Origin of the sequence: Streptomyces sp. NPDC047014 (assembly GCF_040644195.1) — a bacterium.
Taxonomy (GTDB): Bacteria; Actinomycetota; Actinomycetes; order Streptomycetales; family Streptomycetaceae; genus Streptomyces.
The window spans coordinates 1-7,607 of sequence record NZ_JBEYVX010000155.1 but is presented as its reverse complement, the minus strand read 5'-3'; the positions used below and the strand labels follow the sequence as shown (position 1 = coordinate 7,607).

The following is a 7,607-nucleotide window of genomic DNA, read 5'->3' as shown; positions in this document are numbered from 1 at the left end:
AAACAACCCGCCCCCAACGCCCGCCTGCCGGCCCCCCCCCCCGCCCGCCCCCACCCCCCCCCCCCGCACCCCGCGGGGGCGGGCGGCTCTCGTGGTGTGCGGGACGGGCTCTGCCGTCAGCGCTCCAGGAAGGAGAACAGCTCCTCCCACCGGTCGGTGATCTCGTGGGCCGAGTAACGCCGCACCGAGCGGAAGGCGTTGTCCCCGAGCCGGTCGCGCAGCTCGCGGTCGGACATCAGGGCGTGCAGGTGCCCCGCCAGCTCCATGGTGTTGCCCAGCCGGGCCAGCAGCCCGTCCTCGCCGTGCTCGACGATCTCCCGGACGCCCGGCGCGCAGTCGAAGGCGGCCACGGGAAGGCCCGCCGCCATCGCCTCCAGCAGGGTGATCGGGAAGCCCTCGGCGCGCGAAGCCTGCGCGAAGACCGAGGCCGAGCGCAGCGCCCCCAGCACATCGTCCGTGCTGCCCTCCCACCGCACCGAGTCGTCCAGGCCGAGCGAGGTGCAGTGGGCCCGCAGCACGGGCTCCTCCAGGCCGGCGCCGTAGATCCGCAGCACCCAGTCGGGGTGCAGCGGCGCCGCGTCGGCCCACGCGTCGAGCAGCAGGTCGATGCCCTTCTCGAAGGCGAGGCGGCCCACGCAGGCCACGGCCCGCTCGGTGCGCGGCGCGGGCTCGTCGGGCATGAACGGCAGCGGGTTCGGCATGCTGCCGACGTTCTCCATGCCCGAGCGGATCCAGAGGTCGGCGTCCTCCGGGGTCAGCACCAGCATCCGGTCCACCTGCGCGTAGTGGCGGCGGACCCGCTCGCCGCGGGTGGACTTCTGGCTGGCCTCGAAGGACTCGTGGCTCATCCCGATGACGGTGAGCCCCTTGGTGTCCGCGAGCGCCACCCACTCCATCGCCCACACCTGGGTGACGATGACCACCCCGCCGGGCCGGGCCGCGCGCAGCAGCTCGCTCAGCCGCTCCGCCTTGGCCCGCATCTGCGCCCGCCGGGCCGCCTGGCGGCGCCGCTCGGGCGCGTTCAGCCGGCCCTTGATCCCGCTCAGCCGGCGGGCGGAGGGCGGGTGGGTGTCGTAGAGCGTGGTCATCTCGTAGGGCAGGCCCTCCGGCAGCTTCTGCCGGATCTCCTCCGCGACCGGGGCGATGCCGACGAGGTGCACGGTGTGGCCGCGGTCGCTGAACTGCCGGGCCATCTGGTGCGACCAGGTGGTCACGCCGCCGAGCTCGTCGACGCTGTTGGAGACGATGAAGATGTCCCGGCTCACTTGCCGCTCCCGGTGAAGAACTTCCCGACGATCTGGCGGGCGGCGTCCCCGCGGTCGTACTCGCCGAACTCGGCCAGGAAACGCTGCCTGGCCTCCGCGTACTTGGCGTCCGCCTCCTCGAAGGCGGCCAGCGACTGCAGGAGTTCGTCCGCGGTGGCCACGACCGGGCCCGGGGCCTTCTCCTTGAGGTCGAAGTAGGTGCCGCGGATGTCGGTGGCGTACTTCTCGTAGTCGTACGCGAAGAACACCATCGGCCGGTCCAGGACCGCGTAGTCGAACATCACCGAGGAGTAGTCCGTGATGAGCCCGTCGGCGAGGGCCAGCAGCGGGGTGATGTCGTGGTGGCGGGAGACGTCGACGACGCGGCCCGCGACGGACGGCGGCAGCGAGACGCTGTTGAGGTAGTGGGTGCGCACCAGCAGCGTGAAGCGGTCGCCGAGCCGGTCCGCGAACTCCTCCACGTCGAAGGGGAAGGAGAAGCCCTCCACCGCGCCGTCCGCGCCCGCCCGGAAGGTCGGCGCGTACAGCAGGACCTTCTTGCCGGGGTCGAGGCCCAGCTCTGCGGCGAGCGGCCCGCGCACGCGCTCCCCGCTGTCCATCTCCTCGCGGTGGGCCGCCACCAGGGCGTCGTTGCGCGGGTAGCCGGTGCGCAGCAGCACCTCGTCGCGGAGCCGGAAGCCCTTGGCGAGGGTGCGGGCGTCGTGCTCGGAGCGGATCAGGAAGTGGTCGAAGCGGTCCACCGCCGCCTGGAACCGGGCCTGCCCGGGACGCCCCTGCGCCTTGGTGCGCGGCTCGTGGAAGCCCATCCGCTTGAGGGCCGAGCCGTGCCAGGTCTGGATGTACGTGGTCCCCGGGCGCTTGGCGAGGGCCAGCGGGAAGCCCTGGTTGTCGACCCAGTACTCGGCCTGGGCCAGCGCGCGCAGGTACGGCCAGCTCCAGCGCCGTACCAGGGTGGCCTCCTTGGGGAAGCCGGTGGGGCGGGCGCCCGCGTAGGACCACACCGCCTCGAAGGGCACGCCCTGGCGGACCATCTCCTCGTAGATGGCCTTGGGGCTGTCGCTGTACTGCTTGCCCATGTGGCTCTCGAAGACGACCGTGCCCTTCTTGACCGGCAGCTTCGAGAAGACCTCGTGGTAGATCTTCACCTTCTGCTCGCCGGAGCCGATGTTCCGGCGGGCGCGCAGCGCCTTGCGCAGGCCGCGCTTGACCACGTTCGCCGCCTTGCCCTGTATGGCGTTGTTGATCAGCGACTGGGTGCGGACGGCGGCGGCGCCCTCGGCGGCCAGGACGTAGGAGAGGTTGCCCTTCTTGGTCATCTGGGCCGCGAAGCGGTCGGAGACCAGCCGGGTCAGCCGCGGCCGGACGCGCAGCCGGGCCGCCGAGTCCAGGTCGAGGCCGCCGAGCGAGACGCGGGTGATGATGCGCTCGCCGCCGGCGGTGAGCCTGAGGCGGACGTCCCAGACGGCGTCGATGATGCCGAGGGGGCGGACGGTGCGGCCGATGTCGGCGGTGGTGCTCCACTCGATCGTGTCACCCGAGTGGCGGACGGTGTCCACCGGGAAGCTGAACGAGCGCACCCCGATCTGCCGGCGGGCCCGCAGTTCGAGGGTGGCGGACAGGGCCGCGTCGGTGGAGATCCGGCCGAGCGGGTTGACGACCGTACCGGCGAGGGAGACGGTGCCGCGGCCGTCGTCCTCGTAGGAGGTGAGCCGGTTGCCCAGGGTGAGGGAGTGCAGCGGGGTGGTGTGGAACGCCTGGTCGGTGACGTCCAGTATGCGGCGGGCCTCGGCGGCGTCGGGTCCGTCGATGTGCCGCCCGCACCAGTAGATCCGGCCGTCGCGCTCGGCGAGCGGGGAGGTCAGGCGGCCCTTGTTGGTCATGGCGTCGGCGGCCGGGAGCAGGTTGTCCCAGTCCTCCTTGCCCAGCAGGTAGGCGCAGATCGCCTGGAGGTGCGTGACGTGCTCGTACGCCGCCGGGTCGATGCCGGCGAGGTAGCCGTTGGCGAGGCGGGCGAACTCCTGGCGGTACGCGTCGCTCAGCAGCGGCAGGTCGCGCAGGTGCAGCACCAGGTCGTGCTTGAGGAACTTGGCGTCCTTCGCGGACTTGATGTCCGTGTGGCCCTCGGCCGCCAGCAGCTCGTCGACGCGGCGGTGGATCTCCATCCGGTGGACGAAGTTCGCGATCTCGTGGCGCCGGTTGCTGATCGACTTGGCGTCGGCCTTCTCGACCACGTTCCAGTAGTAGACGTGGTTCGGGATCAGGGTGATGCGGCGGGCGGCCACATACGCCTGGGCGGAGAACAGCAGGTCCTCGTAGTGGATGCCGACCGGGAACTCCAGGCCCTGCTCCAGCAGGAACGCGCGCCGGTAGCACTTGTTCGTGGAGAGGGTGTCGTAGACCAGCAGGTCGGGGTACTCGGTGATCGACTCCAGCGTGCGCGTGCGCGAGTAGATCCAGGGGTACCACTCGGTGGTCTTGCCCCACCGGTTGTCGAGGTGCACGCGGACGCACATGCCCGAGACCAGGTCGGATCCGGTCCGCTCGGCCGCGTCCAGCATGTTGCGGCAGGCGTTGCGCTCCAGGACGTCGTCGCTGTCGAGGAACATCACATAGGTGCCGGTGGCCTGCTGGATGCCGTGGTTGCGGGGCGCGCCGCAGCCGCCGCTGTTCTCGGGCAGCCGGAAGGCGCGGACCCTGTCCGGGTGCGCGGCCTCCAGTTCCTGGGCGACCGCGTAGGAGCGGTCCTTGCTGCAGTCGTCGACGATCACGACCTCGACACCCTGGAGTGTCTGGTCGAGAACCGACTGGACTGCTGTCGACAGACGCTCTGCGTCGTTGTAGACGATGACGACCACGGAGACGTCGGGCACGTGCACCTCGATCCCTTCGATTCGTTTCGTTCCGCTCATTCCGCTTATCCCGTCAAAGCTACCGTGTGTCGCCGCCGGCTCCCGCAGGACGACTCTCGGTGGCGCCTCGCCGTGCATACTTCTAAGGAAGAGGTGGGGGGCGGGTCGGTCGCCGACAATCACCCGTTCGGATCCAGCAGGAAGTGTTCATGACCAAGCTGTCCGTAGTTGTCCCCTGCTACAACGAAGAAGCCGTCATCGACAGCTTCGACGCGGAGATCCGCAGGGTCCTGGACGCCCTGCCCGTCGAGTACGAGATCTGCTACGTCGACGACGGCAGCCGCGACGGCACCCTCGGCAAGCTCCGCACCATCGCCGCCGAACACGGGGACCGGACCCGCTACGTCTCCTTCAGCCGCAACTTCGGCAAGGAGGCCGGCATGCTCGCCGGCCTGCGCGAGGCCACCGGCGACGCCGTCGTGATCATGGACGCGGACCTGCAGCACCCGCCGGAGCTCATCGCGACCATGCTGGAGCACTACCGCCAGGGCCATGACCAGATCATCGCCCGCCGCACCCGCGAGGGCGACAGGAAGCTGCGCTCCGTGCTCAGCCGCCTCTACTACCGCGGGGTGAACCGCTGGGTCGACGTGGAGCTCACCGACGGCGTCGGCGACTTCCGCATGCTCTCCCGCCCTGCCGTCGACGCCCTGCTCTCCCTGCCGGAGTACAACCGCTTCTCCAAGGGCCTCTTCTCCTGGATCGGCTTCGACACCGTCCACTTCGACTACCGCAACGCCCAGCGCGAGGCCGGCGAGACCAAGTGGAAGTTCGGCGCCCTGCTGAACTACGGCATGGACGGCCTGATCTCCTTCAACAACCGGCCGCTGCGCGTCGGGATCTGGTTCGGCGTGTCCCTGGTCGCCCTCACCGGCCTCTACGCCCTGTGGATCACCGTCATGGCGATCACCCACGGGGTCGACTCCCCGGGCTATGTCACCCTCGTGGCCATCATCACAGGGCTCGGCGGCGTCCAGCTGATCATGCTGGGCCTCATCGGCGAGTACATCGGACGCATCTACTACGAGACCAAGCGCCGCCCGCACTTCCTGGTCAAGGAGTCCCACGGGGCCGACCCGCTGCCGCGCAACGGCCCCGTCACCCCGGCGGCGCAGCCGGAGATCGTGGAGCGCAGCGCCCGATGAGCCGCAGGGAACAGCTCGGCCAGGTCTTCCGGTTCGCCCTGGTGGGCGCGGTCAACACCGGCACCTTCTTCGGCATCTACCTGCTGCTGCACCCCTGGATGCCCTACTTCGCGGCGTACTCGCTGGCCTTCGTCCTGGCGATGGTCGGCTCGTTCTTCATGAACACCTACTTCACCTACCGCACACGGCCGACCTGGAAGAAGTTCTTCCTCTTCCCGCTGACCAATGTCACCAACTACGTGATCCAGTCGGCCGGCCTCTACGCCCTGGTGACCTGGGCCGGCCTGGACACCCGGATCGCGCCGCTGGTCGCGGCCGTCGTGGCCATCCCGTTCACCTTCCTGCTCTCCCGCAGGATCCTGGTGCCCGGCGCCGCCCGGAAGGCCGCGGAGGAACGGGCTCAGGGGCAGGCCAGGACCTCGTCCACGGTCTGAAACCCCGGCGCGGCCCCGGCGGGCCACCCCTTAGATTGAGGTGGCAGGCATTCGGCAAGGGGCAAGGGGACAGACGTGTCAGCGGCTAGGCAAGGTGTCGTGGACGCCCGCAGGATCGTGGTCAAGGTCGGCTCCTCCTCCCTGACCACCGCGGCGGGCGGACTCGACGCCGACCGGGTGGACGCGCTCGTCGACGTCCTGGCCAAGGCCCGCAGCGGCGGGGAGAAGGAGATCGTCCTCGTCTCCAGCGGAGCCATCGCCGCCGGGCTCTCCCCGCTCGGCCTGCGCCGCCGCCCCAAGGACCTGGCCCGCCAGCAGGCCGCCGCCAGCGTCGGCCAGGGCCTCCTCGTCGCCCGCTACACCGCCTCCTTCGCCCGGTACGGCGTCCGGGTCGGCCAGGTGCTGCTCACCACCGACGACACCAGCCGCCGCGCGCACTACCGCAACGCCTACCGCACCCTGGACCAGCTGCTGGCCATGGGAGCCCTGCCCGTCGTCAACGAGAACGACACCGTCGCCACGGACGAGATCCGCTTCGGCGACAACGACCGGCTCGCCGCCCTCGTCGCCCACCTGGTCCGCGCGGACCTCCTCGTCCTCCTCTCCGACGTGGACGGCCTCTACGACGGAGACCCCTCCCAGCCCGGCACCACCCGTATCGACGAGGTCCACGGCCCCGAGGACATCGCGCACGTCTCCATCGGCAGCGCGGGCAAGGCGGGCGTGGGCACCGGCGGCATGGTCACCAAGGTCGAGGCGGCCCGGATCGCGGCCGCCGCCGGCATCCCGGTGGTGCTCACCTCCGCCAGCCAGGCCGCCGACGCCCTCGCGGGCCGCGTCACCGGCACCCTGTTCCACGCCACCGGCCGCCGCTCCGCCGACCGGCTGCTCTGGCTGCAGCACGCCTCCACCCCGCGGGGCCACCTCGTGCTGGACGACGGAGCCGTCCGCGCGGTCACCGAGCGCGGCAGCTCGCTGCTGCCCGCGGGCATCGCGGGCGTCGAGGGGGACTTCGTCGCCGGGGACCCGGTGGAGCTCCGCGCGGCCGACGGCCGGGCCGTCGCGCGGGGCCTCGTCAACTTCGACGCCAAGGAGCTCCCGCAGCTCCTCGGGCGCTCCACTCGCGAGCTCGCACGGGAACTCGGACCCGCGTACGAACGGGAGGTCGTCCACCGTGACGATCTGGTCCTGCTGCAGGGCTGAGGTTCTGCAAAAGCGCAGCGCGGCCGCCCGGGGACTGGTCAACTGTGAAGAACGGAGCGGGCGGACACACGTGGTGGAGACAGGAGGCGGCTGGTGAGACGAGCGCTGACCAGCGTCGGGCCGGGGGACGGTGACGGCGGCGGCCACGAGCAGGACAACGGCTCGCGGCTGTGGCACGTGACCCTGAGCGTCTCCGGTAAACCGGCCCCGCTGTCCGAGGTCCGGCGCGGGCTGGAGCAGCTGGCCCACGACCATCCCTTCCTGCTGACGAGCCGGTACGCGGACGACCACGCGGAGATCCGCTACTGGGAGGAGGCCCGCGACCTGCACGACGCGGCCGCCGTCGCCCTGCGCCTGTGGGGCGAGCACCGCTCCTCGGCCCAGCTGCCGCCGTGGGAGATCGTCGGCCTGGAGGTCATCGACCGCGCCACCTACCACCTCCGCGTGGCCGAGGGCTACGGCCCCCCACCGGCCCACCCGGTAGGAGTCCACCCGTACTGAGGTTTTTCAGCCACGCCGGCGTCTGAGGCGCGGGGTCCGGGGCGGAGCCCCGGGAAACGGCGAAAGGGCGGGGCGGGGAGCAGCTCCGCGCAGCGGCACCCCCCCCCGCCCCCCCCCCCCCCCCCCCCCCCCCCCCCCCCCCCCCCCCCC

General features: G+C 71.3%; 6 protein-coding genes. 4 read left to right on the top strand and 2 right to left on the bottom strand.

Annotated features, from left to right (window positions below):
* Positions 1 to 116: 116 nt before the first annotated feature.
* Positions 117 to 1,265 (bottom strand): glycosyltransferase, encoded by a 1,149-nt coding sequence (locus ABZ873_RS33505; protein ID WP_360880419.1) that lies wholly within the window; start codon positions 1,263 to 1,265, stop codon positions 117 to 119.
* Positions 1,262 to 4,174 carry a bifunctional glycosyltransferase family 2 protein/CDP-glycerol:glycerophosphate glycerophosphotransferase gene (locus tag ABZ873_RS33500; protein ID WP_360880416.1) on the bottom strand — a complete coding sequence of 971 codons (2,913 nt, stop codon included), beginning with the start codon at positions 4,172 to 4,174 and terminating at the stop codon, positions 1,262 to 1,264. Before ABZ873_RS33500 ends, ABZ873_RS33505 begins: the two co-directional genes overlap by 4 nt.
* Before the next feature lie 149 nt (positions 4,175 to 4,323).
* Between ABZ873_RS33500 and ABZ873_RS33495 the strand changes: the two genes are divergently transcribed.
* From ABZ873_RS33495 to ABZ873_RS33480, 4 genes are all read left to right on the top strand, one after another.
* Positions 4,324 to 5,319 (top strand): glycosyltransferase family 2 protein, encoded by a 996-nt coding sequence (locus tag ABZ873_RS33495; protein WP_360880413.1) that lies wholly within the window; start codon positions 4,324 to 4,326, stop codon positions 5,317 to 5,319.
* On the top strand, positions 5,316 to 5,753 hold the full coding sequence (locus ABZ873_RS33490; protein ID WP_360880410.1) for a GtrA family protein: 438 nt from the start codon (positions 5,316 to 5,318) through the stop codon (positions 5,751 to 5,753). The genes ABZ873_RS33495 and ABZ873_RS33490 overlap by 4 nt, the downstream gene beginning before the upstream one ends.
* A 75-nt stretch (positions 5,754 to 5,828) precedes the next feature.
* A complete protein-coding gene (gene proB, locus ABZ873_RS33485) occupies positions 5,829 to 6,956 on the top strand; it encodes a glutamate 5-kinase (RefSeq protein WP_360880407.1) in 1,128 nt (375 codons plus the stop codon).
* 105 nt (positions 6,957 to 7,061) lie between these two features.
* On the top strand, positions 7,062 to 7,457 hold the full coding sequence (locus tag ABZ873_RS33480) for a hypothetical protein (RefSeq protein WP_360880422.1): 396 nt from the start codon (positions 7,062 to 7,064) through the stop codon (positions 7,455 to 7,457).
* Positions 7,458 to 7,607: the final 150 nt, after the last annotated feature.